The sequence below is a fragment of the Halorhodospira sp. M38 genome, assembly GCF_022227985.1.
Classification (GTDB): domain Bacteria; phylum Pseudomonadota; class Gammaproteobacteria; order Nitrococcales; family Halorhodospiraceae; genus Halorhodospira; species Halorhodospira halophila_A.
In genome coordinates, this window is record NZ_JAJNQP010000013.1 from 38,418 (window position 1) to 64,694 (window position 26,277).

Below are 26,277 nucleotides of genomic sequence, written 5' to 3' on the forward strand. Positions count from 1 at the left end.
CCGCCTAGAGCCAGCGCATCCGCCCCAGCTCCAGCGGGTGACCGAGCAGCGGGTGGCTCGGGTACATGCAGATACGGAAGTACTGCAAGCCGTTGAGGCGGGGTTGAATGTCCAGGGAGAACAGCGGATCCCCGTCGTCATCACCGCCAGTGGGCGAGAACACGAAACGCTGGGTCTGGCCCGGATCCCGGGGGTGGGGCACCGGGCTGAAGCGGCACTCGACGGTGACATCATCGCCACCCAGCCCGTTGAGCTGCGCCTTCACCCGCAGACGCAGCGGCTCTCCGTGGCGCAGGGCGTCCGGGGCCTCGTCGATCAGCTCCAGGGCCGTCCCGTCCCAGCAGGCCCGCACATGCTCCTTCCAGGCGGCCAGACCAGCGGCGCCGGCCAACTCCTCGTCGGTCAGGCGCCGATGATGTCGGGCGGCCGGGCCATAGAGATCGCGCACATAGTCCATCACCATGCGCTGCGCATTGAACCGGGGCAGCGTACTGCGCATCGAGGCCTTGGACATCTGCACCCAGCCGGCCGAGTAGCCGCGCTCACCGCGATCGAAGTAGAGCGGCGCCACCTCACCGGCAAGGGTATCGAGCAGGTCGCGGGCCTCCTCGCCGTCACGGTACTCCGGATCGAAGCCCGGCGCGTGGGGGTAGATCGCCCAGCCGTTGTCCCCGGCGTAGCCCTCATCCCACCAGCCATCCAGAACCGAGAGATTGACCACCCCGTTGATGGCTGCCTTCTGACCGGAGGTGCCGCACGCCTCCAGGGGGTACTCCGGATTGTTCAGCCACACGTCGACACCGGTCACCAGCTTGCGCGCCAGCGCCATGTCGTAGTTCTCCAGCAGCAGAAGCCGCCCGATCAGATCGGGATCGAGGGTCAGCTCGTGGATCCGCCGAATCATCTCCTGGCCCTGCTCATCGTGCGGGTGGGCCTTGCCGGCGAAGATCAGGATCATCGGCCGCTCGGGATCGTTGAGCAGCTGCTTGAGACGCTCGAGGTCGCGGAAGATCAGCAGAGCGCGCTTGTAGGTGGCAAAGCGGCGGGCAAAACCGAGCACGAGGACATCGGCCTCGGGGTCGCGGATGAAGCGGGTCATGCGCCGGATCATCGCCTCGGCCATGCCGTTGCGCTTGCACCGCGCCTCGACCCGGGCACAGACGTCGCGGAGCATCTGCGACTTCAGGCTCTGGCGCATGCTCCAGTAGCGGTGATCGGGCAGCTCGTCGACCACGCTCCAGAACGCCTCGTTGCTCAGCTCGCTGCGCCAGGCCGGCCAGCGCTGATCGAAGAGATTGCCCCACTCCTGGGCCAGGAAGGTCGGCACGTGCACGCCGTTGGTGATGGCGTGGATGGGGTTCTCCTGAGCCGGCACATCAGGCCAGATGCGCGCCTCCATCTCCGAGGCCACGCGGCCGTGGATTCGGCTGACCCCGTTGTGGAAGCGCGATCCGCGCAGGGCCAGGCTGGTCATGTTGAAACCCGGCTGCTCAGCCCGCCCGTTGCCCAGCGCCAGCAGGGCATCGATATCGAGCCCGGAGTCCCCGAGCGCAGCCCCCAAGTATTCGCGGACCATCTCCGGATCGAAGATGTCGTGACCCGCCGCCACCGGCGTGTGCGTCGTAAACACCGAGCCCCCGGCGACGCCCTCCATCGCCGTGACGAAATCGACGCCGGCCGCCACCCACTCGCGGCAGCGCTCGACGAGCTGGAAGGCCGAGTGCCCCTCGTTCAAGTGCCAGACCGTCGGCGCCACGCCAAGCTTGCGCAGCGCCCGTACGCCCCCGATGCCGAGGCAGAGCTCCTGCTTGATGCGCATCTCGGTGCCGCCGCCGTAGAGCTGATAGGTGATCGAGCGATCCTCGGGGGTGTTCTCGGGCACATCGCTGTCGAGCATGTACAGACGCACGTGGCCGGCCCGCACCGACCAGATGCGCAGCTGCACCGATCGTCCGGGGAAGTCGACAGCCACCCGCAGCTCCTCGCCGTCACCATCCTGGCGTGGGTAGGCGGGCAGCTGCGCCACCTCGGTGGGCACGTAGTGCGCCACCTGGCGCCCTTCGTGATCGATGCTCTGGATGAAGTAGCCCTGGCGATAGAGCAACCCGACCGCGATCAGCGGCACGCGCAGATCGCTGGCCGCCTTGCAGTGGTCACCGGCGAGGATGCCGAGGCCGCCAGAGTAAAGGGGCAGGCTCTCGTGCAGGCCGAACTCGGCGCAGAAGTAGGCCACCAAGTCCTGGTCCGGATCCAGGTGCGGGGCAACCTCCGGCGACGTGTCCTGCTCCAGATAGGTGTCGTAGGCGGAAAGGGTCCGGTTGTAGTCTTCCAGGAAGGTCGGGTCCTCGGCGGCACGCTCTAACGCCTCCTGGGGAACCCGGCGCAGGAAAACCTTGGGGTTGTGGCCGCTGGCCTCCCAGCACTCGGGGTCAATCTGGTAGAACAGCCCCCGGACTCGCCGGTCCCAGGAATAGTAGAGGTCATCGACCAGCTCGCGCAGGCGGGCGAGTGACGGCGGGAGGCAGGGGTGGACTTCCAGGGTGAAGACGCGTTCGGACATGGGTGGGGCAACTCCCTCTGTGGACCCCTCTGTTTAGCACATGTCGCCGGGGCGCACACGCACGTCCCACAACGAGAAAGGCCCGCCAGGGGCGGGCCTTTCTCTCAATGGCAGCTTACTGCCGCTCTGGCGGCGGTTTAAAGCGCTGCGACGTCCTCGGCCTGCAGGCCCTTGGGGCTGCGGGTCACGCTGAACTCGACCGCTTGACCCTCGTCCAGGGAGCGGAAACCGTCGCCCCGGATGGCACGGAAGTGGACGAACACGTCTTCACCCCCCTCGCGGCTGATGAAGCCGTAGCCCTTGGCGTTGTCGAACCACTTAACCGTACCTTGTTGACGCTCTGACATCTCAAACAACCTCTGTATTAATCATCGTGACGCGACCTCCATGAGGACCAGGGTCAGGTCTTGCTGTCGGTCGCACCCCATATATTGGCACAAGTTGGGGGCCTCGCAACCTGCCACCCACGAGTTTTTTTCAACCGATTTTGTTGCGACGCAACATGGCCGCTGCTATGCTGCATGGCAACAATCGAGACAAAGCCCGGAACGGCGCGAAAGGAGCGGTGGCAATGATGAACTACCAAGAGATGATCAAGCAGATGCAGACCCAGTTCGGGCCCTATGCCGAGCCCTTCCACGGTGTGAACAGCAAGATGCTCGAGCACTGGGAGAAGATGACCGATTACCAGCTGGACATGGCCCGGCGCTACACCGACGCCACCCTCGGCAACCTGCGCGAGGCAAGCGAGGTCCAGTCGCCGGAGCAGCTGCAGAACTACCTGCAGAAGAGCGTGGAGGCGGCCCGCGAGACCTCGGACAGCCTCGCCAAGGACGCCCGGACTCTGGCCCAGCTCAGCCAGGCGATGACCGAGGACCTGCAGCAGTCGGTCCGCGAGAGCACCAGTAGCCTGGCCGCGAAGACCACCAAGGCCGCGTGAGCGGACGCTAAGACGGCGCCCCCCCCCCCCCCCGGCCGGGGGGGGGGGGGGGCGCCGTAGCTATTCGCTTGAACGAATACCGCGCGCCCCCTACCCTGAGCGCATGCCCCTGACGCCCGACCACCTGTTCCGACTCTTCGGCGACCCCACGCGGCTGCGTTGCCTACTTCTGCTGCGCCGCGAGGGCTGGTTGTGCGTCTGCGAGCTCACTGAAGCACTGGGCATTATTCAGCCCAAGATCTCCCGCCATCTGGCCATGCTCCGCGAGGCCGGACTGGTCGAGTGTCGACGCCGCGGGCAGTGGGTCCACTACCGCATCAGCCCCGAGCAGCCTCCGTGGGTGGCGCCGATCCTCGACGCCGCCGTCCAGGCCAGCGACGCCCTGGCCTGGCACCAGGAGGATCGTGAACGGCTGGAGCGTATGGCCAACCGAGTCACCACCAAGGATCAAGCATGAACGAGACCTCCCTGCTCGAGTGCGTGGAGAAGCGCACCGGCGAGAACGTTTCCGCCAGCATCATCTGGCTCCACGGCCTGGGCGCCGACGGCCACGACTTCGCGCCCATCGTCGATGAACTCCGCCAGAGCGCCGGTTACGGCGTGCGCTTGATCTTCCCCCACGCCCCGGTCCAGCCGGTCACGGTCAACGGCGGCATGTCCATGCCGGCGTGGTACGACATCCGGGGCCTTGGCGGCGGCGGCATCGATGAGGATACGCCGGGGCTCGAGCGAGCACGACTGCAGATCGAGGCGCTGATGCGCCGGGAGGTGGAACGCGGCACCCCCGCCGAGCGCCTGTTCCTCGCAGGCTTCTCGCAGGGCGCCGCCACCGCCCTCTACACGGCGCTCAACTCGTCAACCCCGCCGGCCGGGGTCATTGCGCTTTCGGGCTGGTTGCCGAGCGCCACGGAGACCGGCCACGACGGGGCACGGGCCCCGGTCTTCATGGCCCACGGGACGCAGGATCCGATCGTCCCCATCGAACTCGGCCGCCAGGCGGCTGCCGAGCTGGAGGCCGCAGGCCATCCCGTGGAGTGGCACGATTTCCCTATGGAGCACGCGGTCTGCATGCCCGAGATCCAGCGCCTGGACACCTGGCTATCGAACCGGCTCGGGCGGTCGTAGCCGGCCCGCGCGGCCTTCAGTCGTCACACTCGAAACCGAAGGCATCCAGTCCCTCTTCCAGGTAGTCGGCCGCCAGCGGCGTAGCGAGGATATAGTCAGCGGTCCGCGGGTTCCACGCCGACTTCGCCTCGCTGCGCGCCTCCGTCCACTCGCTGGCATCGAAATCGCCGCGTCCGATCCACATCAGCGCCACGACCTCGGCCTGCTCCGCCGGCTCCATGTCCTCGAAGGTGGCACGCAGCTCTTGCACGCTCAGGTCATCGGCGTGGTCGGCAAGGACCTGAAGCGCCCAGTCGTCCTCGGGGCCATCCGGCGAGTCGGGGATGACCACCGCCTCCTTAGCCTGGAACTCCCGGCACTTGCGGATGATAAAGCAGACAGTATCCAGACTGACCTCGAACATGACCTTTCCCCTCGCCAGAGGCGGACCTGAGGGTCCACGTTGCCTGGGTCCCCGGCCGAGCGCAAGCGGCGCCCCGAGGGCTACGGGATGCCCAGGTCTTTGTGGATCTGCATGCTCAGCCACCACTGCGGGTGCGCACGGCAGTAGTCCAGTGCCGCACGGGTATGCGCATCGCGCTGGGCATCGTCCAAGGGCTGGAGATAGAAGTGGCGGAATGCCAGGTGGGCGTAGCGCTCCGGCTCTGCTCCGGGCTGCGGATAGATCAGCTTGAGTTCGTCACCGGCGGTGACCGCCAGCTCGGTCCCTGCTTTGGGGCTAACGCAAAGCCAGTCCACGCCCGGCGCCAGGGGCAAGGTGCCGTTGGTCTCCACGGCCACCTCAAACCCCCGGGCGTGCAGGGCTGCCAGCAGGTCCGCGTCGAGCTGTAACGCCGGTTCACCGCCGGTGCAAACGACATAGGGCGCACCGCCATCGGGCCACTGCGCCGCCACCGCCGCGGCCAGCTCCCCGGCGTCACCGAAACGCCCCCCGCCGGGACCGCCGGTACCCACGAACTCGGTATCGCAGAACCTGCAGACGGCCGTCGCTCGATCGGGCTCCCGGCCGCTCCACAGGTTGCAGCCGGCAAAACGCACAAAGACAGCCGGCCGGCCGCTTCGCCCTCCTTCGCCCTGCAGGGTATAGAACAGACTGTGGACGGCGTAGCTCACGGCTCAATCCGGCCAGGCGATGGCCCCGACGCCGTCGCGCTCGTAGCAGTCCACGCGGTGGAGTTCCGGCAGCCGCTGGTGCGCGGAGCGCGCCACCCAGGCGGCCAGACTGGCCACGTCCCCGGCCTCGAGACCGGCGATCGCGTCCAGGCGCTGGTGGTCCAGCGCCTGGCGCACAGGCGCGAAGGCCGCCTTGACGTCGCCGTAGTCCAACGTCCAGCCGAGCACGCGGTCCAGCGGGGCAGTGACATGGACCCGCAGCCGATAGCCGTGCCCGTGCAACCGGCCGCGTCGATCTCCGGGCCCCGAAACGCAGGTGGCGGCCTCAAAACGCTGGGCCTTCCAGATGGTGTGCCGCTCGCCGTCGTAGGTGCAGCCAGAGTGCTCCGTCTCATGGACATGCAATCGGGTAAGCCCGGGGCAGCGGGGACGGAGCTGCTCCCAGAGCCAGACGGCAATGAGTTCACTGGTGGGGTTGTCCAGGAAGTCGTTCAGGCAGGCGCGGTCCAGGGCCTCGCCCAGCGGCGCCCACGCCGCCCCCAGCCCCTCAGCATCGGCGCCGGTGGCCTCGAGCACCACCAGGTACCCGTGCCCGTGCATGCGCCCGCACGGGTGGCCTTCGGGGACGTAGGGCAGCCGATGGGCCGCTTCGAACCGGAAGGCCCGCCACGCCCAGTCCACCTCACCGCGGCCGACGCCGCGATCCGGGGCACTGCGCAGCGCCAGCCGCCGCGGGGTCACGCCAGCGGTGCGCAAGCACCGGCCGAGCTCGTCGAGCAGCCGGTCGTCAGCGGGATCCTCGAGGCGCTCGTTGAGGAGCGTGTAGTCAAATGGCGCCGTCACGCGGGCGCACGCATCGGCCAGCGCGTCCGGATCGGCGGCACCACCATCGGGCGCCGCCCGCACACGCAGCCGGAAGGAGTGGCCGTGCCAGCCCCGGCCAACGCGTCGCGCGGCCTCGAAGGGCACCTCGGCGGTGTAGAGCAGGGATTCCATCCTGCTGATGCTATCACGGCCGTGCGGCAATCAGCGGCACCCACTGCTCACTGGCCGAGGCGCCACCGTGCACGCCCACCTGGGCGAAACGGCCCTCACCCACCAGCCGATCCTTGATCACCCAGCCGTCCGCAGGCAACAACACCCAGTCGCCGATCCTCCGGCGCAGCCGGGGGTGCTCGGGCATCGGACCGAACCAACCGGCTGCAAGCAGCTCTTCGGCCCGGGCGACCTGGCAGACGGCCCCCAGGCGCTCCCGACAATAGAGCTGGAAGTCGGTCTCGGTGCCGGGACGCAGGTAGCAGTAAGCCGCCCGCGGCTCGCCGCACAGCGGCAGGGCCAGCATCTCGGCGAGTTCCGGATGGTCCTCGAGGTAGAGGGTCCGCTCGGGGGCGGTGTCGATCAGGCCGTGATCGGCCGTGGCCAGCACCACGGTATCGGTACCCTGGACCCCGTCGAGCAGTCGCTGCCAGGCGATATCGATGGAGCGAAACTGATCGCGCACCGGCGCACTGTCGACCCCGTGCTGATGGCTCAGCGTATCCAGATCCGGCCAGTAGGCGTAGACGAATCGGCGCTGCCGGCCGGGCTCGCGGGCGATCCGCACGAGCACCTCGCGCAGCTCGTCCAGCCCCTGATAACCTTGGCGCCGGGCATAGCGTCCCGTGACCCCGCGGCTGTACGGCGTATCGACCAGCCAAGAGGGCTGGACGACGTGCGTCTCGGCCTCGAAGCGATCCCAGATCGGGTCGCGCTGAAGCAACTCGGCGCTTTCCGGCTCGATACCGGACCACTGCCCCTTGCCCACCCGCGGCCCGAAAGGCAGCCAGGCGGTGACGGCGCCGAGCTCGTGGACGTACATGAACCAGCCTGTGACCCCGTGCCCCCGCGGTGGGCGGCCGGTGATGATACTGGTCAGCGCCGCCGAGGTGGTGGCCGGGAAAACCGAGGTCAGCCCCCGAACCCGGTCTCGGGCCAGTGTGCTGGCCGGCTGTCGGGCCAGGAAGTGGTCGCCGAGGCCGTCGATAATCCAGAGGATCACCGTGCGGGCATCCTCCAGCCCCAGGTCCGGATCGGGGTCGAGGGCTGGATAGTGGCTCGACCCGGCCGCGAATGCGCGACCCAGGGAGGCCATCAGGTTGACCAGCCCGCTGCCCTCGTAGCTCGGCTTATCCATCGCCGGAAACCTCGCTCTCCGCAGGGAAACAGGGCAGTTCGACCCAGAAGACCGACCCGACCCCGGGCTCGCTGGAGAAGCCTAGCTCTCCGCCCATCTGCTCAACCAGGCGGCGAGTCACCACCAGGCCGATTCCGGTCCCCTCCACCTCCGAGGATTCCAGGCCCAGGCGATTGAAGGGGTAGAAGACCTCGCGCTGGCGCTCCTCAGGGATGCCGACCCCGGTGTCCCGCACCCGGAACCGGATCCGGTTGGCGGCGGACGCTTCGACCTCGAGGTCCACCCGCCCCTGCGGCCGGTTGTACTTCACGGCATTGCTGAGCAGGTTGAACAGCACCTGCCGGATGCGCTGTGGATCGGCCCGGATCGTTGCCGGGGCATCAGCGGCCTGCTGCACCGACAGGTGCACCCCAGCATCGGCGGCCAGGGGACCGAGCAGCTCGACGCACTGATCAACCAGCGACCCCGGCGCCACCCACTCCGACTGCAGCTGCACCCGACCGGCCTCAACCCGGGAGAGATCGAGGATGTCGTCGATCAGCGACAGCAAGTGCCGACCACCCCCGAGGATCTGCTCGACGTAGCCGGCCTGGCGCTCGGAGAGCGGCTCGCGCGGGTCCTGATCGAGGATCTGGGCGAAACCGAGCACGGCGTTCAGCGGCGTGCGCAGTTCGTGGCTCATGCTTGAGAGGAACTGGCTCTTGGCCCGATTACCCCGCTCGGCCTCCTCGCGGGCCTGCTGCAGTTCGAGGTTGGCGCGGCGCAGCTCGGTGGCCGCCCGCTCGGCGCGCGCCCGCTCTTGATCGAGGCGCTGGTTGGCCCGGCGCAGCTCGAACTCGTCCACCACCATGGCCGCCAGCTCCTGCAGGGTCTCCAGCTCGGCGCCGGAGAGGGTCCGCGGCCGGCGATCCCCGAGGCATAGGGTGCCGATCCGCGCGCCGCCATCGACGACCAGCGGCACCCCGGCGTAAAAGCGCAGGTGCGGGGGCCCGGTAACCAGCGGATGGTCCGCGTAGTGCGGATCCCGGTGGCTGTCAGTGACCACCAGCGGATCCCCGGTCTCGATCACGCAGTTGCAGAAGGCGATCTCGCGCGGCGTCTCCGTCAGCTCCAGCCCGCGAGCCGCCTTGAACCATTGCCGCTCGCGCTCGACCAGCGAGATGAAAGCGATGGGCACCTCGAAGACCCTTGCGCACAAGCCCACCAGCCGGTCAAAGGCCACCTCGGGGCCGCTTTCACCGCCCTGGTACCGCGCCAGGGCCTCGAGGCGGTGCGCCTCGTCCGCCGGGATGCGGGATGATGCCATGGTCAGAAGGCCTCGCCTGCCAGCCGCATGCCTGAATCCACTCGGGTCTCAAGGGTACCGCAAGTCATCCAGCCACGCGCGCAGCCCGAGCAGCGCAGCTGCCGCCGGATCGTCGATGCGCCAAACCGGCACCGGCTCGAGGTAGCTACGGAAGCGCCCTTTGGCCAGGAAGCGCTCGAGCAACGGCGAGTCGGCTAGCCGCGAGGCACTCAACCGCGGCAGGATCCCGCCGGCGAGGAACACACCTGCGCGCGCACCCAGGGTGAGCGCGAGGTTGCCGGCGGTCCCGCCGAGCAGGGCGAGGAAACGGTCGATGGTCTCCCGGGCCGCCGGGTCGGCCTCGCCGTCGGCGGCAGTAATGGCCTCCGGGGCCGCCTCGACCCCGTGGAGCACCCGGTGCAGCCGGCTCAACCCGGGCCCACTGAGCACCGCCTCGGCGGAGACGTGGCCGAGTTCCCCGCGCAAGGCACCGAGCAACGTTGCCTCGGTCTCGTCGGCGGCGGCGAGGGTGACGTGGCCGCCCTCGCCGGCGATCACCCCCCAGCCCCGGACGGCCGGCACCAGCCCGGAGACGCCCAGGCCCGTGCCCGGCCCAAGCACCGCCATCGCCCCACCCGACGCCGGCGTACCGGATCGCAGCACAGTGCAGTGCGCCGCCGGATCCAGTTCGGGCAGAGCGCGGGCCAGCGCCTGGTAGTCGTTAACCAGCTCGGCACGAGCCGCCCCGGTACGGCACGCCAGCTCGCCGACCTCGAGCTGCCAGCCGAGGTTGGTCAGCCGAACCTCCCCCTGAGCCACGGGTCCGGCCACTGCCGCCGCCACCCACCAGTCTTCGTCGGCGTGCCCGGTGCGGTGGCGCTGCAGCGCCTCGCTGGGGCCGGCGAGATCGCGATTGCGGTACTGCGTGACCGGCCCCGGGGGTTCACCCGGAACCGCCTCCGCCACGCGGGTATGCGTACCGCCGATGTCGGCCAGCAGGTAACGGGTCACAGCGCCTCCGAACTCCTTGCGCGGTGAGCATCGTGCAGGGCCTGGATGAACTCCGTCCGCCAGCGGTGGATATCCTGCCGGCGCAGGGCCTCGATCATCTGCTGCCAGCGCTCGCGTCGCTCACCCAGCGGCATGGTCAGCGCCTGGTGCATAGCATCGACCATCTGGTCCACATCGTAGGGATTGACCAGCACCGCGCCATCCAACTCCTGCGCCGCGCCCGCATAGCGCGAGAGCACAAGGGCACCCGGATCACCGGGATCCTGAGCGGCGACGAACTCCTTCGCCACCAGGTTCATGCCGTCGCGCATCGGGGTGATCAGCCCGACATCGCTGCGCGCCAGAAAGCCAAGGATGTTCGAGCGGTGGAAGCCGCGGTTGAGGTAGCGCAGCGGCACCCAGTCGTACTCCGCGAAACGACCATTGATGTGGCCGGCCAGGTACTCCAGGTGCTGGCGGATCTCCTCGTACTCGGGCACATCCCCGCGTGAGACGGGGGCGATCTGCAGGAAGACCACATCCCCGCGCTGCTCGCTGTGCTGCTCGAGCAGGGCCTCGTAGGCCTCGAACCGGTTGCGCAGGCCCTTGCTGTAGTCGAGCCGGTCGACCCCGATCATCAGCCGCCGATCGCGCAGACTCTGCTGCAGCCGCCGCCCCTGCTGGGAGTTGTAACCCCGCTGGGCCTCGCGGGCTACCTGATCGACATCGATGCTGATGGGGAAGACCTCGGCCCGGGGGCGCGGGAGCTGCGGGCGGTAATGCGCCAGGCAGTCGAAGAAGTTGTCCCGGTCGATGGCTGTCTGGAACCCCACCAGGTCGTAGCGGCACAGGGACTCAAGCAGACGCTCGTGGCCCGGTAGAGCGCGGTAGACATCCCAGGGCGGGAAGGGGGTGTGCAGGAAGAAGCCGATGGGCGCCTCGACGCCCTGTTCGCGCAGCAACTGCCCGAGCGGGATGAAGTGGTAGTCATGGACCCAGATAACCTCGTCGCCCTCAAGCAGCGGCGGTAGGTGCTCGGCGAACAGCCGGTTCACCTCCCAGTAGCCCTCGACGCGCTCCCGGCGGCAGTGCACGAAGGACATGCGGTAGTGGAACAGCGGCCACAGCACCTGGTTGGCGTACCCCAGGTAGTACCGGTTGTATTCACTGCGACTCAGACGCAGGGTGGCGTAACGCACCCCGTTGGCGGTCTGCACGCGCGGCTGGCGCAACCCGTCGATGCGCTCGTCGACGCCGCCGTCCCAGCCGAACCAGATCCCGCCAGACTCCTCCAGCGCCGAGCGCAGGCCGACAGCGAGCCCACCCTGGGCCGCCTGCAGCTGGCTGGGCAGGGCCACACGGTTGGAAACGGTCACCAGTCGACTCACAGCGGTTCCTCCCAAGTACGACTCAGGCGCATGGCCGAGTTAATGAGTCCGACCATGCTGTAGGTCTGCGGGAAGTTGCCCCAGAGTTCTCCAGTGTACGGGTCGATATCCTCCGAGAGCAGACCGACGTGATTGCGGCACTCGAGCAGGCGCTCGAACAGCGCGCGGGCCTCCGCGTCACGCCCGACCGCGGCCAGGGCATCGATATACCAGAAGGTGCAGGTGGTGAAGGCCGTGTGCGGCTTGCCGAAGTCGTCCTCGTGGACGTAGCGGAACAGGAAGTCGCCGTGGCGCAGCTCCTGCTCCACGGCGCGCACGGTTCCGGCCAGACGCGGGTCGCCCGCGCGCAGGAAACCCCATTCGTAGAGCAGCATCAGACTGGCGTCGAGATCCTGGCCGCCGAAGCTGGCCATGTAGCTGTTGCGCTGCTCGTTCCAGGCCTCGGTGCGGATGGTGGCTGCCATCTCGTCGGCGCGGCGGCGCCAGTAGTCGGCCCGCTCCATCAGCCCCAGTTTAGCGGCGATAGCGCGCAGGTTGCGGGCAGCCGCCCAGCAGATTGCCGCCGAGAAAGTGTGCACCTTCTCAAAACCGCGAAACTCCCAGGGGCCGGCATCCGGCTCGCGGTAGACGGCCACGGCCTGCTCGCCGAGCTGCTCAAGGCGACGGAACAGCGCTTCATCGCCGCGGCGGCGCAGGCGCTCATCGAAGAACAGGTGCGCCGTGGCCAGGATCACCGAGCCGTAGACGTCGTTCTGCTGCTGCTCGTAGGCCTGGTTGCCGATGCGGACCGGGCCCATCTCCCGGTATCCGGGCAACCCGTAGGCGATGGTCTCGAAGAGATCATCGCGGCCGTTGATGCGATACACCGGGCGCAGGGAGCGACCCTCGATACCGGCGGTGGTGTTGATGATGAAGCGCACGTAGTGCTCCATCGTCTTGGTCGCCCCCAGCCGGTTGAGGGCGTTGATCACGAAGTACGCGTCACGCAGCCAGCAGTACCGGTAGTCCCAGTTGCGACCGGTATCCGGCGCCTCGGGGACCGAGGTGGTCACCGCGGCGATCACCGCACCGGTGTCCTCGTAGGTGTTGAGCTTAAGCGTGATCGCGGCGCGGATCACCGCCTCCTGCCACTCGAAGGGGATGGCCAGGTTGCGCACCCACTCCTGCCAATAGATGCAGGTGTGCTCATAGAACTGGTAGCCCGTCTCATGGGGCGACTGGGGCAGCGTCTCGTCGGGACCGAACACGAGCGTCAGGTCGTCCTCGAGGATGAACGGGGTCTCATCCTGGATCGCGGTCAGCGAGGCGTCGGTGGTCAGGCGCAGGACTTGGCCCGGGCCGACGTAGCGCACGTGATTGCTGCCCTGGGTGACGCTGGGCAACGCCCGACCATGATCGAACACCGGCCGCACCACCAGCCGAATCAGGGGCGAACCGGCCACCCGGCGCACCTGGCGGATCAACTCCACCGGGCGGAAGGTTCGTCCGAACTGCTCGAAGCGCGGGGCGAAGTCGGTCACCTCCACCACCCCGCCCTGATGATCGTAGAGCCGCGTCACCACGATGGCGGTGTTCCGCTCGTACCACTGCTCGGTGCGCGCCAACCCCTCGAGTTCGATGGCGAACCGCCCCGCCCCGGCGCCGGCGGCCGGATCGCCGAGCAGGGAGCAGAACACCGGATCGCCGTCGAAGCGGGGCATACAGGCCCAGGTGATCTCGGCCTGGCGGTTGACCAGCGCGGCAAAGGCGCAGTTGCCAATCAGGGCTTGCTCCAGCGTGCTCACGGGACCTCCTCGTCACTCGGATCCACACCTTTCGGAGGATACCCTACTCGCCCCGGGCCGGGTTCGCCTCCCGGGCCACCGCCTCGCCACGCTCGTTGACGCTGAGCACGCACAGCCCCTGGGGCGGGACATCGAGGGCATTGTTGAACTTGGTGGTCATGTTGTGGAAGGCCACCAGCCCGGTGAGTTCGATCAGGGCCTCATCATCCAGATGGCGCTTCACCGCCCCGACCACGTCGGCGCTGACCGGGGTGTCGCTGCGCGTGACCGCCTCGACGTAGCCGAGCACCACCCGCTCCCGGCTGGTGAAACCCTCCCCCTCGGCCCAATCGGCGACCGCACGGATCTTCTCCCAGGGCACACCCTGTCGTTGGAGGCTGTGGGCGCTCTGATCAACCGTGAAAGGGCATTCGTTGAGCTGCCCCACGCGCAGCCCCACCAACCCGCGCAGACCGGGCTCGAGGTCGGCGCGCCGGCGCTCGAACGCCGCCCCGAGGAGCATCAGCGGCGCCAGCAACCGGGGCCGGCGCGCCCACAGGCGGATCGGTTCGGACACCGAGCCGGCGCGCCGCCGCTGCCACCAGAACCAAGGGCGCAGGTACCAGGGGTAAGCGCTCAGGGGCATGGGATCTACGTACATGGGTGTCCTCTTTCCGGGGATTGCGGGTGCTGCCGGAGGCTATCGGCGCCGCCACTCGCAGCGTCCGGCACAGGCGCCGCGCCGAGCCAGCGCAGGTGGCTACCACAGCCGGCCACGCAGTCGCTAGCGCCGAAGCCCGACACCACCACGATACCGCCATTGCGGCGGTTGCGCCGACACTCCGGCTCGGCGTGCCGGGTGACCGACACCACGATGACGCGCCGGTCGCCGGTCAGGTAGTCCAGGTGCCAGCGCCGCGGTTTGTCCCGGCGCAGGTGCCGGGCGACCCGGGCATCCATGTTGCGCCGCGCGCTGCCCGTGTAGACCCACCAGCCGGCGGGGAATCCCACCATCCCGAGCCGGCCCACTCTGACCCGCATCGCCTCGGTAAGGAACAGCGTCAGGCAGTAGGTGGTGGCGTCCTGCTGCACCCCGGCTCCCACGGCTAGCGACTCAGCCGGACCTCGCGGATCAGCGCATCGAGCTGCTCCAGCTCGAAAGGCTTGACGATATAGTCGTTGAACCCCTCGTCCAGGGCTCGGCGACGGACCTCGTCGCTGGCATCGGCGCTGACCGCCACCAGCGGTGTCTCGTGCAGCGCCGGATCGGCGCGCAGCTGCCGGGCCAAGGCAAAGCCGTCGGTATCCGGCAGGTGCATGTCGAGCAGGATCAGATCCGGCCGCTTGCGCTTGGCCATCTCCAGCCCGGTGCCTCCGTCGTAGGCCTCGAGCAGCTCCACGCCCCGGCGCTTGGCCACCAAACCGCTGAGCAGCAGCATGTTGACCCGATTGTCCTCCACCGCCAGCACACGCAGGGGCGGATCATCGGCGCGCTCATCCAGCAACTGCGGGTCGAGGCTCGGCGTGTGGTGCCGATCCCAGCCCTCACCGTCGATGCCGGGCAGGCTCAGCCGGAAGCGGGAGCCCTGATCCGGTGCGCTCTCGACCAAATGCAGATCACCGCCCATCAGGCGGCTGAGCCGCAGCGCCAGCGGTAGCCCGATCCCCACGCCCTCGATGCTTCCCGTCTCGCGCCCGAGCCGGTCGAAGGTCTCGAAGAGCCCCTCGCGGCGCTCCGGATCAATCCCCAGCCCCGTGTCGGCCACGTCGACCCACACCTGCCCGGCCTCGTCGCATCCGTAGCTGAGGACCACCGATCCGCCCTCACGGTTGTACTTGATGGCGTTGGTCAGCAGGTTCAGCACCACCTGCTTGAGCCGCAGCCGGTCCGCCCAGACACACACCCCGCTGGAGCGCCCGGAACCCTCCAGGCGCAGGCTGACGCCGTGGTCGGCGGCCTGATCACGCACCAGGCGCAGACCCTCCTGCAGCAGATCGGAGACGCGCACCGTCTCCGGCGTCAGTGACGCCCGGCCGGCCTCGATCCGCGCCAGATCCAGGATGTCGCCGACCAGATCACGCAGGTGCCAGCCGGCACTGAGGATGTGGCGCAGGTATTCGCTGCGGGTGGCGGCATCGAGCTCATCGTCGGCATAGAGCAGCTGCGCGAAGCCGACGATGGCGTTGAGCGGGGTGCGCAGCTCGTGGCTCATCGCCGAGAGGAACTCCGACTTGGCCCGGTCCGTGCGCTCGGCCGCCACCCGCGCCTCGGCGTGCTCGGACTCCCGCGCCTTATAATCCTCGATATCGAGCAGGGCGCCGGCCACCGCGGTCATCCGGCCGGCGGCATCGCGCACCGGCGTCCCGGTCGCGCGCAGCCAGCGCTGCTCCCCGCCGGCAACCCGGGCTTGGAACTCGACATCGTAGGCGGTGCCGTCATCGATGCACCGGCGATAGGCCTCCTGCAACCGCTCGCGATGCTCGAGGGCATAGTGGTCCAGCCCCTCGCGGGCCGGCCGCGGGGCGTCGTCGGTCAAGCCGAAGAGGGCCCGGGCGCGCGGACACAGCTCGATGCACTCGGTCTGCAGGTCGATACGCCATACGCCCAAGCCCACCGACTCGGCGGCCAGGGTAAGTAAGTCGTCCGGGTCGGACTCGGCATTCAATCTGGGCAAACGTCCACCCTCAGCAGTGCAGGAACCAGCGGCCCACGGCCCTGCGGGGACCGATTCCCCACGGGATCACTGTAGCCCCGGAGCAGCGGTTGGCCCAACCCCGACCGCGCCCACAGGGAAGTGACTCCACCAACGAAAGACCGTACTCTGGATCATACATTGGTTCAGGCGCGGCCGCGCCGCCGCCGACACAGAGGAGGGCTCCGCGTTGCGAGTCAACGAACCGGTCACGCAGCGCCGTGTTGCCGTCTGGGATGGCGCCAACATCCTGTCGACCACCGACTCCCGCGGACGGATCCGCTACATCAACGAGGACTTTGTCCGCATCAGCGGCTACCAACCGGACGAACTCATCGGGCAACCCCACAACGTGATCCGTCACCCGGACATGCCACGGGTGGTGTTCGAGCACATGTGGCAGCGCCTGCAGTCCGGGCAACCGTGGATGGGGGTGATCAAGAACCGCTGCAAGAACGGCGATCACTACTGGGTTCACGCCTACGCCACGCCCATCCGCGACGATACGGGCAACATCACCGAGATACAGTCGGTGCGTCAGCAGATCGGCGACGAGGCGGTGATCGAGCGGGCCGAACGCGCCTACCGGCGCCTGCGCGCCGCGGAGCCGGACAAGGGCCCCCTGCCCGCCGGGCTGATCGAACGGCGGCGCCCGGGCGGTGGCGTCTGGCTGGCCGGCGGTGCGCTGGCCGCACTGCTCGGCGTCGCCCTCGGCGCCCTGCTGCCGGTCGGCACCGGGGGCCAGCTGTCGCTCGGCATCGCCGGCATCGCCGCCCTCGGCGCCGCCGGCCTGCAGGTGCTGAGTCAGCTCCGTGGCGCCCGCGAGCAGGCCCGAGCGCTGCTCGATGACCCGCTCAGCGAGGCGATCTACCTCGGCCGCCGCGACGATCGAGCGTCGATCCAGCTGGCGCTGCTGCACCTCGCCTCCGAGACCCAGGCCATCGCCAAGCGCCTGGGGGACGACGCCCGCCGCCTCTCCGCAGAGGCCGCCGAGGCCCGCCAGTCGATGCACGCGGTGCGCGACGAGGCGCAGCAGCAGAGCGACGAAACCCGCAGCGTAGCCACCGCCATGGAACAGATGAGCGCGACGGTCCAGGAGGTGGCCCAGAACGCTTCGGCCACCGCCGATGCCACCGAGCGCGCCGGGAAACAGACCGAGCGGGGCCGGCAGACCGTGGAACAGAGCACCGCCGCGGTGCGCTCCCTGGTCCGCGACATCGAGAACGCCGCGGCCACCATCGAACGGGTCAACGGCGAGGCGGAGCGCATCGGCAAGGCGGCCACCCTCATCGGCAAGATCACCAAGCAGACCCACCTGCTCGCCCTGAATGCGTCGGTGGAATCCGCCCGCGCCGGCGAGGCGGGGCGCAGCTTTACCGTCGTCGCCGAGGAGGTGCGCAAGCTCGCCGGGCAGACGGCGGAATCGACCCGCGAGATCGATGGCATCATCGAGTCGCTGCAGAGCGGCTCGGCCGAGGCCGTCGAGGCCATGCGTGAGAGCCGCAGTCGCGCCGAGCAGACCCTGGCGCACGCCGACGAGTCCAGCAGCTCGCTGCAGGAGATCCAGGCGGCCGTCGACGAGATCCGCGACATGGCCGGCCAGATCGCCACCGCCACCGAACAGCAGGGGGCCACCTCGCAGGAGATCGCGCGCAGCGTCTCGAGCATCGAGGGGGTGGCCGAGCGGGTCACCGGCGAATCGCTGCGAACCGACGAACGGCTGCAGGCGGTCACCGAGCGCATCGCCGGCATCGAGGCTCTGACCGGCCGGTTCGTGCGTCGCCGCTGAACCGGCCCACGGGGCCGCGCAGGCACCGCGCCGCCGAACCGCCAACCGCACGCCGCATGCGTGCGCGCGAGTGCTCGTTCAGGTAGTGTATAACCCCTGCGCGACACCCTGATCCGTGCCGGGCGCAGCACCACCAACCCCTGGATCGCGATGCCTCACAGCCCGCAACGTGCCAACGTGCCGGGTACCCCACCGAGCGGGGACGCCGGCCACCGTCGAGGGAGCCCCTGCGACCCCGCGGAGCAGGCCATCGAGGACCTGCTCGTGCAGGTGCGGCAGTGGCGGTTCGAGAGCCCGGGCCTGGTGCGAGCCAGCGTGCCCGTACCGGAGGTCGACCCGCTCGCTTGGCTGGAGGCCAACCCGCTGGCGCCGCGCTGCTACTGGCAGGACCGCTCCGGTCAGATCCGCCTGGCCGGCATCGGCGCCGCTTGGCGGTACACGGCCGACACCCCGGACGACCACCCCGCGCTGCTGCGCCACGCCCAGAGCCTGGCGCGCCACCCCGGGGTCCACCTGCTCTGCGCCTTCTCCTTCGATGGCCGCTCTGGTGCCGGCGAGTGGCAGGGTTTCCCGGCCAGCCTGGCCCTACTCCCCGCAGTGGAACTGCAAGGCAACCGCGCCGGGCAGCAGCTGAGTGTCAACCTGTACGCCGAAAGTGCTGCGGAACTCCGGCAACGCCGGAGCGAGCTGACCGGGCTCCTTGAGGATCTGCGCCCGGCAGCCGTGAGCGAACACCGGCCGGCACGGGTCACCGACCGCACGGAGGACCTGGATTTCGCCGAGTGCAGCAGCCGCATCGAGGCGATCCTCCGGGACATCCGGGTCGGCCACGTGCACAAGGCGGTGCTGGCCCGGCAGGTAGCCCTCCGACTCGACCGCCCGCTGGCCGCCTTCACCACGCTGCGCCGCTGGTCGGCGATCACCGACGGCAGCTACTGCTTCGCCATCGAGCACGCCGGACGGATCTTCATGGGCTGCTCGCCGGAGCGGCTGTTCTACCGCAGCGGGCGTTCGGTCCAGACCGAATCCCTTGCCGGCACTGTGCGCCGCGGTGAGACCGCGGCGGAGGACGCCGCCCTGGAGGCGTCCTTGCGGGAGGACTCCAAGCTGGTCCGCGAACACGCCTGGGTCACCCGCTACATCCGCGGGGAACTCGAGCCTTGGGCGATCCGCATCGACGCCCCCGAGCAGGCCGGAGTGCTCAAACTCGACCGCATCCAGCACCGCCGGCTGCCCATCGAGGCGACCCTGCGCCCGGGGGTCGGCGACCACCAACTGCTCGATGCCCTCCACCCGACACCGGCGGTCTGCGGCTTCCCGCGCCGCCGGGCCCAGGACCTGATCAGCCGCCAGGAGGGTTTCCGCCGCGGCTGGTACAGCGGGGTCATCGGCCTGCTTTCCGGCGATGCCTCGGAGCTGGCCGTGGCTATCCGCTCGGCGCTGGTCGCCGGCGACCGGGCCTGGTGCTACTCCGGCGTCGGCATCGTCCAGGGCTCCGAGCCCGAGGCCGAGTGGCAGGAGCTGGAGGCCAAGATCGAGTCCTTCCTCTCCGCCGTGCAGGGCTAGTCCGGGGGACAGCGTGCGCACCGAGGACCTCAACGCCACCTGGGCCGGCAGCCTTATCGACCGTCTGCACGGCCACGGCGTGGTGGACTTCTGCATCGCCCCCGGCAGCCGCAGTGCCCCTCTGGCACTGGCCGCCGCCCGACGAACCGAGGCCGCCTGCGGGCTGCGCGTGCACACCCACTTCGACGAACGCGGCCTGGCCTTCTACGCATTGGGGCTGATTCGCGCCAGCCAGCGCCCGGTAGCGGTGATCACCACCTCGGGCACAGCAGTGCCGAACCTCCACCCCGCGGTCGCGGAGGCCCGGCAGAGCCGGCTACCCCTGGTGGTGATCAGCGCCGATCGACCGCCCGAACTACACGACTGCGGCGCCAACCAGGCCATGCCCCAGGAGGGCCTCTTCGCCCCGCTGGTACGGGCCACCCTGGCACTGCCGACACCCGAGACGGCGCTGTGCGGCCGCTGGCTGAACCGGCGTCTGGACGCCACCCTGACCGCCGCCACCGACCCCGGCGGCAGCGGGCCCATCCATATCAACATGCCGCTGCGCGAACCCCTCTACGGGGGCGCCGAACAACCCGCGGCGCCCCCGCCCCTGCCACCCGGCCACCAGGGGCAAGTAGCGGCGCCGCCGCTTAAGGAGGCGGACCCACCGCAGCTGTTCGTCGCCGGTGAGCTGCGCAGCGACGAGGCCGAAGCGGTGCTGGAGACCGCCGCCGCCGGCAACATCCCCGTCCTCGCCGACCCCGGCAGCCAGCTGCGCTTGCGCGCCCACCCGTGCGTGGTCGGCGGGGCGGAGCTATTGCTTGCCACGGCCGCCGGGCGCGAGGCCCTGGGCCACGCCCGCCAGGTCGTCCAGTTCGGTGGCCGGCTCACCGGCCGCCGGCTGCCCGCCTGGCTCGCCGACCACGCACCGCAGCGCTGGCTGGTCACCCGTGGCGATGAGGATCTCGACCCCGACTGGCACGCGACCACGGTTCAGGCGGATATCGCCGCCGCATGCCGCACCCTTCGCCCCGACGCGCCACAGCCGCCACTACCCGGCCTTGCCGAGGCCCGCGCCCGGGTGGCCGAGGCGTGCCGCACGGCACTGGCCAACGCCCCGTTCGCGGAGCCGGCCGCCGCCGAGCGAATCAGCCAGGTGCTGCCACCAGGCATGGCGCTGTTCCCCGGCAACAGCCTACCGATCCGGGTCTTCGATCTCTTCGCCGCACCCGCCCACGGCAACCCCTGCGTCACGCAACGCGGCGTCAGCGGCATCGATGGGCTGATCGCCACCGCCGCCGGTTTCGCCCACCACCACCGGGACGGCGTCACGCTGGTGGTCGGCGACCTATCGGCCCTGCACGACCTCAACAGCCTGGCCCTGCTCGGCGAGGCCCGACATACCTGCGTGGTGGTGGTGCTCAACAACGATGGCGGCGGCATCTTCGATCTGCTGCCGGCCCGCGAAGAGACCGGCGAGGCCCATCGCCGCCTGTTCCGCATGCCCCACGGCTACGGGTTCGCCCGTGCGGCCGAGCAGTTCCGGCTGCCCTACTGGCACTGCGGCGACGGCGACAGCCTCCAGGCGGCTCACCGCGAGGCGCGATCCAGGCCCGGCGGTAGCGTCATCGAAGTGGTGTGCCCGCCCGGCGCCGGCAGCGGGCAAATAGCGGCCCTGTTCCGCGCCCTCGAGGCGTTGTGACCGATGGCGGATGCAGGACCCACCGCTCACACCCCCGATGTCGTCTGCCTGCACGGCTTCCTGGGCGATCCCGACGAGTGGCGGCCGGTGGCCGAGGCGCTGGCGCCGGGGTTGCGCTGCCGAACCCCGCCCCTGCCTGGACACGACGGCGCACCGCCGCCGGGGCAAACCTTTGATGCGCTGGCCGACGCCCTCTGGGCGCGCCTGGCCCCCGAACTGCCGCCGCGCTTCGCCCTGGTTGGCTACTCCCTCGGCGGCCGCCTGGCCCTCGCGCTCGCCGAGCGGCATTCGCAGCGGATCAGCGCGCTGATCCTTGAGGGCGCCCACCCGGGGCTGCAGGATGCCTCGGCAAGGGCGCAGCGGCGTCGCCACGATGATGCCTGGGCCCGACGTCTGAGCACCGGCTCATGGCTGGAGAACCTGGACGCCTGGTACCGCCAACCGGTCTTCGCCGACCTGAGCGAGGCGCGTCGCCGGGCCCTGATCCAACGCCGGGCCGGACACGACCCCCAACACCTGGCCGCGACCCTGCGCGCTGCCAGCCTGGCCGGGCAGCCGGACCTGCGCCCGGCGCTGCGCCGCCTCCCGGCACCCAGCGCCTACATCGCCGGCGCGCGGGATCAGAAGTTCTCGGCCATCGCCGACGACCTGGCCACGCAAACCCCGGGGCTGACGGTTGTCAAAATCGACGGCGTCGGGCATAACTGCCACGCCGAGGCCCCGGAGGCGGTGGCCGCAGTCATTCAACGCATCTGCAGCGGTGAGCACCCCTGATATGAGCGAAGAGCATCCGAACTCCATCGAGCCGGCCCTGGACTGGACCGACTGCTCCAGCGGCTACACGGACGTCCTCTACCACAAGGCCGACGGGATCGCGAAGATCACCATCAACCGCCCCGAGGTGCGCAACGCCTTCCGGCCCCGCACCGTCCTGGAGATGCAACAGGCCCTCGCGGACGCCCGCTTCGACCAGGAGATTGGCGTCATCATCCTCACCGGCTACGGCGACCTCGCCTTCTGCTCGGGCGGCGATCAGCGGGTGCGCGGTGACTCCGGCTACCAGGACGAACAGGGCACGCACCACCTGAATGTCCTCGACCTGCAGCGCGACATCCGCTCCTGCCCGAAGCCGGTGATCGCGATGGTGGCGGGCTACGCCATCGGCGGCGGGCATGTGCTGCACCTGATCTGCGACCTGACGGTGGCCGCCGAGAACGCGCGCTTCGGCCAGACCGGACCGCGGGTGGGCTCCTTCGACGGCGGCTTCGGCGCCAGTTACATGGCCAGCGTGGTCGGCCAGAAGAAGGCCCGGGAGATCTGGTTCCTGTGCCGGCAGTACGACGCCGAGCAGGCGCGTGCCATGGACCTGGTCAACACGGTGGTGCCGCTGAAGGACCTGGAGCGCGAGACGGTGGCCTGGTGCCAGCGCATCCTCGAGCACTCGCCCATCGCCCTGCGTGCGCTCAAATCGGCGTTCAACGCCGGGGTCGACGGCCAGGCCGGCATCCAGGAGCTGGCCGGCAACGCCACCATGCTCTTCTACATGACCGAGGAGGGGCAGGAGGGGCGTAACGCCTACCTGGAAAAGCGCAAACCGAACTTCCGGCGCTTCAAGCACAACCCCTGACCGTGACCGTGCGGCTGCGCTCCGTGGAGCTCTGCCGCTACCGGGTGGCACTGCTGCCCGGCACGGCCCTGGTTGCCGAGCGCCACGGCGCACTGCTCTTCTGGACAGCCGAAGGCGGCCGCCGGGCGGTCTCCGAGATCGCCCCGCTGCCCGGGTTCAGCACCGAGGGCCTGGACGAGTGCATCGACGCCTGCCGTCGCTTTTTCGGCGCCGGCGCCGGGCGTGTCGGCGCCGATCTCCAGCAGGCGCACTCGGGTGCTGGCGAATCCGGGGCGCTACAGGCACTGCCACCGGCCGCCCGCTTCGGCCTGGAGGCCGGCTGGCTGCAGCTGCTCCACCCGCCGGGGGCGACGCCGCGGGTAAGCAGTTGTCGGCTGCTGGGCCACGAGGACGAGGCCATCGAGGGGCCAGCACCGAGCTGCGTCAAGGTCAAGGTCGGCCGGGCCAGCGTGGCGGAAGACGCCGAGCGCCTGGCACGCATCCTCGATCGCCTGCCCGCGACAACCCGCCTGCGGCTAGACGCCAACCGCAGCTGGACCCCCGAGGAGGCGGCACGCCTCTGCGCCGGGCTGCCCGCGGAGCGCGTGGCCTTCATCGAGGAGCCGCTGCGCCCGGGTGCCTCGTACGCCGGATGGTCGTCACGGACAGCCATCCCCTTCGCCTGGGATGAGACCCTCCGCGAGCATCCGGACGCCGACCTCACCACCGCCGGGCTCGGTGCAGTGGTCCTCAAGCCGATGCTGACCGGGTTGACCCGCACCCGCGCGTGGATCGACGCCGCCACCAGCGCCGGTGTGCAGGTGGTGCTCAGCGCTGCCTTCGAAAGCAACATCACCCTGGACCTCTACGCCCGGTTGGCCGCGAGGTGGGGGCTGCAGGCCACTCCGGGACTGGATACCTTCGGCGCCTGGCCCGAGGCCCTGCTCGAGCCCCTGCGCAGCCAGCCCGGGCACACAACCAAGCCGGTACGCCGGCGTGAGCAGCTCACTGCGGAGGCCCCGCTGCTGTGACCATGCCCGCCCGGTTCCCGTGCCGACTGACGCGGGCCAGCCACCGCTGGCCGCAGCACCCGGCGCTCATCGAACCGGGGTTCTGCTACACCTTCGCAGCCCTCCACGAGGCGGTCAGCCGGCGCGCCCGGGCCCTGCAGGAGCAGGGCCTCGGCGCCAGGACATGGACCTCCCTTCGCATCACCACCGACACCGCCGGGGTCATCGACTGGCTGGCCGTGTTGCGGGCCGGCGGGCGTGTCCTGCCGGTCTCGGAGCGCATGCCGGAGGCCGCCCTGCAGGGGCTGCTGGCCGGGCACGGCATCTCCGGTCTGATCCCAGCCCCCGGCGCCGAACTCCGACACACCGGCGAAGGCCCGCCCGGCACACCCGCTGCGGACCTGCAGTGGCGCTTCAAGGCCGACGCCCCCTGCGCCGGGGTGGCCACCTCCGGCTCGACCGGGACGCCGCGCATCGCGGCACACAGTTACGCCAACTACGTACGCAGCGCCCAGGGCGCCCTGGCATACCTGCCGCTGCGCAGCCCGGATCGCTACCTGCTCTCCCTACCCCTGTTCCATGTGGGCGGGCTGGGGATCATCTTCCGCTGCCTGGAGGCCGGGGTACCCATGGTCGTTGGTGGTCGCAGCGAGGACGCGGCCTTCCTGAGCACCCACCGCATCAGCCATGTCTCCATGGTGGAGACCCAGCTGCGCCGCCTGCTGCATGCGGCCGACACCCCCCTGCCCTTCCTGCGCTGCGTGCTGCTCGGCGGCGGGCCGGTAGCGGCCGATCTGCTGGAGCAGGCGCAGGCGCGGGGGGTTCCGTGCTACATGAGCTACGGCCTGACCGAGATGACCGCTCAGGTGGCCACTTGGCCTGCGCTGCGCGGTGGCGGACGGGTCCTGCCCTTCCGCGAGCTGCGCATCGACGAGGGTGAGATCCGCGTGCGCGGCGAGACGCTCTGCCCGGGGTACCTTGACGGCGGCAGCGTGGCGCCGCTGACCGACGGGGACGGCTGGTTCTCAACCGGCGACCTGGGGTACTGGCATGCGGGGCGCCTGGTGATCACGGGACGCCGCGACAACCAGTTCATCAGCGGCGGCGAAAACATCCAGCCTGAGACCATCGAGGCGGCTCTCCGCGAGCACCCGGTGGTCCGCGAGGCGGTGGTGGTCCCACGCAGCGATCGCGAGTTCGGCCAGCGCCCAGTGGCGTTCGTGCAGACGAACGGCGACGCGCTCCCCGTGAGCGCATTGCGCGAGTGGCTGCGAGCCCGGCTGAGCCCGCACATGACCCCGGTTGCCTGGCACCCGCTGCCCGAGACGCGGGGACTCAAGATCCGCCGGGCCGAACTCATTGAGCGGGCCGAGCAGCTGCGCAACGACACCGGCTGAGCGCCGGGCCCGCCGGCATCGTCGACGGGACAATAGGCGGGGAGGCGCGGATTGCCCTAGACTGGGGCCGGAGGCCCCCGGACGGGGGTCGCAGCCAGTGGAAGGAGATGCCCATGTCCCTCGGCTACTGGATGGTCCTCGTCGCCGCCATCCTGCCCATGGCCTTCGCCGGCGCCGCCAAGTTTGGTGGCGGGCAGTTCGACAACACCCGCCCCCGGGAGTGGCTCGACCGCCAGGAAGGGTGGCCAAAGCGCGCCCACTGGGCCCAGCAGAACGGCTACGAGGCCTTCCCGCCCTTTGCGGCGGCGGTGATCATCGCCCACCAAGTCGGCGCGGCGCAGGGCGTGATCGACACCCTGGCGGTGCTCTTCGTCCTGCTGCGAATTGCCTACGGGCTGTTCTACATCGGCGATTACGCGAGCCTGCGCAGCCTGGCCTGGATGGCCGCTTTGGCCTGCGTCATCGGCCTGTTCCTCGCCGCCGCGGCGGCCTGATCGGCCGCCCGACCCGTTTTCCACAGGACCCGGCGGCGGCATCGCTGCCGCCGGATCACGCATCGATGGAGAGAGCGACTCTCAAGGGAGGCAAGACCATGGCAGGACGAGTTCGCGGCAGCAGAAGAACCGCATCCCTGATCGCCTTCGCTACCGCGGCGCTGCTCGGCAGCGGGCTGGCAGCGGCTCAGGCCGATCGCGGCGCCGGCATGGGACAAGGTTTCGGGCCTGGAGGCCCGGGTGCCGGAGCGATGCAGCAACCCGGCATGGGAATGGGCATGGGCTCCGGCCTGGGCTACGGCCCGTGCTGGGACTGGATGCGCGGCGGTTTTGAGGGCGGCTTCGGTGATCCACGGACGCCCCTCTGGGAGCTGGAGCTTGAGGGCGACAAGCTCGCCGAGATGCGCAAGCTCCGCCGCGCCTATCGGGAGTTCGAGGCCCACGTAGGGGTCGAACTGGCCGAAATGCGCGACGATATGGCCGAGCTGATGGCGGTCGAGCAGCCGGACCCCGACGCCATCGAAGAGCTCCATGGCCGCATGTCCGAGCTGCAGGGCGAGCTGTTGGCCGAGCGCGTGCGCATGCGCAACGAGATGATCGGACTGCTCGACGCCGAGCAGCGCGAACGCTTCCGTGAGGAGTTCGGCCCGCGGCGCTGACCGCCACGAGGTCGCTGCAGGCCGCCCCCGGGGGGGGGC

Annotated in this window: 25 protein-coding genes; 12 read left to right on the top strand and 13 right to left on the bottom strand. The window is 69.8% G+C overall.

Annotation, left to right across the window (positions count from 1 at the left end; genetic code table 11):
- Window positions 1-4: 4 nt before the first annotated feature.
- Window positions 5-2,560, bottom strand: coding sequence for an alpha-glucan family phosphorylase (glgP, locus tag LRA98_RS08820; protein WP_238633458.1), 2,556 nt, complete (start codon window positions 2,558-2,560; stop codon window positions 5-7).
- 137 nt (window positions 2,561-2,697) lie between these two features.
- Entirely contained in the window at window positions 2,698-2,907 is a 210-nt protein-coding gene (locus LRA98_RS08825; RefSeq protein WP_201170011.1) for a cold-shock protein, read from the bottom strand.
- A gap of 224 nt (window positions 2,908-3,131) precedes the next feature.
- Between LRA98_RS08825 and LRA98_RS08830 the strand changes: the two genes are divergently transcribed.
- The 3 genes from LRA98_RS08830 (at window position 3,132) to LRA98_RS08840 (ending at window position 4,625) form a co-directional block, all read left to right on the top strand.
- The gene (locus LRA98_RS08830) at window positions 3,132-3,500 is read left to right on the top strand and encodes a phasin family protein (RefSeq protein WP_201170014.1); all 369 of its coding nucleotides are present in this window, start codon (window positions 3,132-3,134) and stop codon (window positions 3,498-3,500) included.
- Window positions 3,501-3,603: 103 nt separating this feature from the next.
- Window positions 3,604-3,957: a metalloregulator ArsR/SmtB family transcription factor gene (locus LRA98_RS08835; protein WP_201170016.1), complete on the top strand. Its 354-nt coding sequence runs from the start codon at window positions 3,604-3,606 to the stop codon at window positions 3,955-3,957.
- Complete coding sequence (locus LRA98_RS08840) at window positions 3,954-4,625, top strand: alpha/beta hydrolase (RefSeq protein ID WP_201170019.1); 672 nt, start codon at window positions 3,954-3,956, stop codon at window positions 4,623-4,625. Before LRA98_RS08835 ends, LRA98_RS08840 begins: the two co-directional genes overlap by 4 nt.
- 16 nt (window positions 4,626-4,641) lie before the next feature.
- Here LRA98_RS08840 and LRA98_RS08845 read toward each other — a convergent pair whose 3' ends face one another.
- From LRA98_RS08845 to LRA98_RS08895, 11 genes are all read right to left on the bottom strand, one after another.
- Window positions 4,642-5,028, bottom strand: coding sequence for a DUF3775 domain-containing protein (locus LRA98_RS08845; protein WP_201170021.1), 387 nt, complete (start codon window positions 5,026-5,028; stop codon window positions 4,642-4,644).
- Between the two features lie 80 nt (window positions 5,029-5,108).
- Entirely contained in the window at window positions 5,109-5,738 is a 630-nt protein-coding gene (queE, locus tag LRA98_RS08850; RefSeq protein WP_238633617.1) for a 7-carboxy-7-deazaguanine synthase, read from the bottom strand.
- Between the two features lie 3 nt (window positions 5,739-5,741).
- The gene (locus LRA98_RS13215) at window positions 5,742-6,734 is read right to left on the bottom strand and encodes a 6-carboxytetrahydropterin synthase (protein ID WP_201170025.1); all 993 of its coding nucleotides are present in this window, start codon (window positions 6,732-6,734) and stop codon (window positions 5,742-5,744) included.
- A 13-nt stretch (window positions 6,735-6,747) separates the two neighbouring features.
- On the bottom strand, window positions 6,748-7,911 hold the full coding sequence (locus LRA98_RS08860; RefSeq protein WP_238633618.1) for an alkaline phosphatase family protein: 1,164 nt from the start codon (window positions 7,909-7,911) through the stop codon (window positions 6,748-6,750).
- Window positions 7,904-9,217 (bottom strand): GAF domain-containing sensor histidine kinase, encoded by a 1,314-nt coding sequence (locus LRA98_RS08865; protein WP_238633619.1) that lies wholly within the window; start codon window positions 9,215-9,217, stop codon window positions 7,904-7,906. The genes LRA98_RS08860 and LRA98_RS08865 overlap by 8 nt, the downstream gene beginning before the upstream one ends.
- Before the next feature lie 48 nt (window positions 9,218-9,265).
- On the bottom strand, window positions 9,266-10,207 hold the full coding sequence (locus LRA98_RS08870; protein WP_201170032.1) for a glucokinase: 942 nt from the start codon (window positions 10,205-10,207) through the stop codon (window positions 9,266-9,268).
- Window positions 10,204-11,574, bottom strand: a complete 1,371-nt coding sequence (locus tag LRA98_RS08875) for an alpha,alpha-trehalose-phosphate synthase (UDP-forming) (RefSeq protein ID WP_201170034.1) — start codon at window positions 11,572-11,574, stop codon at window positions 10,204-10,206. Before LRA98_RS08875 ends, LRA98_RS08870 begins: the two co-directional genes overlap by 4 nt.
- Window positions 11,571-13,358: a glycoside hydrolase family 15 protein gene (locus tag LRA98_RS08880; protein ID WP_201170036.1), complete on the bottom strand. Its 1,788-nt coding sequence runs from the start codon at window positions 13,356-13,358 to the stop codon at window positions 11,571-11,573. The genes LRA98_RS08875 and LRA98_RS08880 overlap by 4 nt, the downstream gene beginning before the upstream one ends.
- 43 nt (window positions 13,359-13,401) lie before the next feature.
- The gene (locus LRA98_RS08885; RefSeq protein ID WP_201170038.1) at window positions 13,402-13,998 is read right to left on the bottom strand and encodes a carboxymuconolactone decarboxylase family protein; all 597 of its coding nucleotides are present in this window, start codon (window positions 13,996-13,998) and stop codon (window positions 13,402-13,404) included.
- Complete coding sequence (locus tag LRA98_RS08890; protein ID WP_238633620.1) at window positions 13,989-14,429, bottom strand: GIY-YIG nuclease family protein; 441 nt, start codon at window positions 14,427-14,429, stop codon at window positions 13,989-13,991. The genes LRA98_RS08885 and LRA98_RS08890 overlap by 10 nt, the downstream gene beginning before the upstream one ends.
- Window positions 14,430-14,443: 14 nt before the next feature.
- A complete protein-coding gene (locus tag LRA98_RS08895) occupies window positions 14,444-16,012 on the bottom strand; it encodes a PAS domain-containing hybrid sensor histidine kinase/response regulator (protein WP_201241419.1) in 1,569 nt (522 codons plus the stop codon).
- Window positions 16,013-16,220: 208 nt separating this feature from the next.
- Between LRA98_RS08895 and LRA98_RS08900 the strand changes: the two genes are divergently transcribed.
- From LRA98_RS08900 to LRA98_RS08940, 9 genes are all read left to right on the top strand, one after another.
- Window positions 16,221-17,819 carry a methyl-accepting chemotaxis protein gene (locus LRA98_RS08900; RefSeq protein WP_238633621.1) on the top strand — a complete coding sequence of 533 codons (1,599 nt, stop codon included), beginning with the start codon at window positions 16,221-16,223 and terminating at the stop codon, window positions 17,817-17,819.
- A 177-nt stretch (window positions 17,820-17,996) separates the two neighbouring features.
- Window positions 17,997-19,385: an isochorismate synthase gene (locus tag LRA98_RS08905; protein WP_238633622.1), complete on the top strand. Its 1,389-nt coding sequence runs from the start codon at window positions 17,997-17,999 to the stop codon at window positions 19,383-19,385.
- Window positions 19,386-19,398: 13 nt separating this feature from the next.
- Window positions 19,399-21,072 (top strand): 2-succinyl-5-enolpyruvyl-6-hydroxy-3-cyclohexene-1-carboxylic-acid synthase, encoded by a 1,674-nt coding sequence (menD, locus tag LRA98_RS08910; RefSeq protein WP_201170047.1) that lies wholly within the window; start codon window positions 19,399-19,401, stop codon window positions 21,070-21,072.
- A 3-nt stretch (window positions 21,073-21,075) separates the two neighbouring features.
- Entirely contained in the window at window positions 21,076-21,846 is a 771-nt protein-coding gene (gene menH, locus LRA98_RS08915) for a 2-succinyl-6-hydroxy-2,4-cyclohexadiene-1-carboxylate synthase (protein ID WP_238633623.1), read from the top strand.
- 1 nt (window position 21,847) lies between these two features.
- Window positions 21,848-22,699, top strand: coding sequence for a 1,4-dihydroxy-2-naphthoyl-CoA synthase (menB, locus tag LRA98_RS08920; RefSeq protein ID WP_238633624.1), 852 nt, complete (start codon window positions 21,848-21,850; stop codon window positions 22,697-22,699).
- Window positions 22,700-22,701: 2 nt separating this feature from the next.
- Window positions 22,702-23,709: an o-succinylbenzoate synthase gene (gene menC / locus LRA98_RS08925; protein WP_238633625.1), complete on the top strand. Its 1,008-nt coding sequence runs from the start codon at window positions 22,702-22,704 to the stop codon at window positions 23,707-23,709.
- 2 nt (window positions 23,710-23,711) lie between these two features.
- The gene (locus LRA98_RS08930) at window positions 23,712-25,085 is read left to right on the top strand and encodes an AMP-binding protein (protein WP_238633653.1); all 1,374 of its coding nucleotides are present in this window, start codon (window positions 23,712-23,714) and stop codon (window positions 25,083-25,085) included.
- Between the two features lie 113 nt (window positions 25,086-25,198).
- The gene (locus tag LRA98_RS08935; RefSeq protein WP_201170063.1) at window positions 25,199-25,579 is read left to right on the top strand and encodes an MAPEG family protein; all 381 of its coding nucleotides are present in this window, start codon (window positions 25,199-25,201) and stop codon (window positions 25,577-25,579) included.
- A gap of 98 nt (window positions 25,580-25,677) precedes the next feature.
- On the top strand, window positions 25,678-26,238 hold the full coding sequence (locus tag LRA98_RS08940; protein WP_238633626.1) for a Spy/CpxP family protein refolding chaperone: 561 nt from the start codon (window positions 25,678-25,680) through the stop codon (window positions 26,236-26,238).
- The last annotated feature ends 39 nt before the right edge of the window (window positions 26,239-26,277 follow it).